This window comes from Microvirga tunisiensis, from assembly GCF_009296175.1.
In the GTDB taxonomy this organism is placed as follows: Bacteria; Pseudomonadota; Alphaproteobacteria; order Rhizobiales; family Beijerinckiaceae; genus Microvirga; species Microvirga tunisiensis.
The window spans coordinates 1-888 of sequence record NZ_VOSK01000879.1 but is presented as its reverse complement, the minus strand read 5'-3'; the positions used below and the strand labels follow the sequence as shown (position 1 = coordinate 888).

The 888-nt window shown below is 56.2% G+C and carries 1 protein-coding gene; it reads right to left on the bottom strand.

The window, feature by feature from the left end; genetic code table 11:
* Nucleotides 1–234 precede the first annotated feature (234 nt).
* Nucleotides 235–741: a Ros/MucR family transcriptional regulator gene (locus FS320_RS44280; protein ID WP_152718767.1), complete on the bottom strand. Its 507-nt coding sequence runs from the start codon at nucleotides 739–741 to the stop codon at nucleotides 235–237.
* Nucleotides 742–888 lie beyond the last annotated feature (147 nt).

The window sequence follows — 888 nt, the reverse complement described above, 5'->3', positions numbered from 1 at the left end:
GCGTTGGCGATGTCGTGCATCTGATTGCTTACCCCTCTCATCGGATGACCGTTGTTGAGGTCGATGGTCGCGAGATAACCTGCAGATGGTTCGAAGGAGCTGCGGTCAAAGAAGGCATCTTTCCCTCACATATCATTGCAAAGGAAGCCCAACCGGAGGCAGCTGAGGCGATAGCTTAGCGCCAGTCCTTTGGCCGAGGAGGGCCAGGCACGGATGCGCCCAGCCCGAGTATGCTTATTCACTTGCCGACTTCTTGGAAGGCCTGCCGCGTTTTGGCATGGAGGATTCAGCGCGTGCCGTGACCGTCTCCTCCGGCGCTGCAACTGCTTTCGCGGTAGTCTTCCTTCGCTGCTGACCGAGGCCGCTGCTTTTGGCGAGCTCAGACCGCTTCGCAGCATAGTTGGGCGCAACCATGGGGTAATCGGCAGGGAGCCCCCACTTTGCACGATACTTCTCAGCCGTCAGTCCCAGCTTCCCGAGATGACGCTTGAACGTCTTATACTTCTTGCCGTCTTCGAGGCTAATCAGGAAGTCAGGTGTGATGGACCTGCGGATCGAAACAGCCGGCTCTGGCTTTTCGGGCTCCGTTTGCTTCGGAGCAGTTAATCCTTGGAGCGCAGCATGGACGGATGCAATCACGTTCGGCAGATCAGTCCGATGGACCGCGTTGTTGGCGACATAGGACGAAACGATGTCTGCGGTAATGCTGGCGAAGTCTAGCTGTTGTTCAGGCTGATCCATAACTCAGCGCTGGCTCTATCAGGATCTAGCCGTTCTTATGCATGGGAAGGTTGATGAAGGCTGGCGAGTGTAGCTTAAGCACTTGAAGCAGCGTAGGATTTGGTTGTTGAGACTAATCCCTGCCACCAATTGCCCTGTGCCACACTC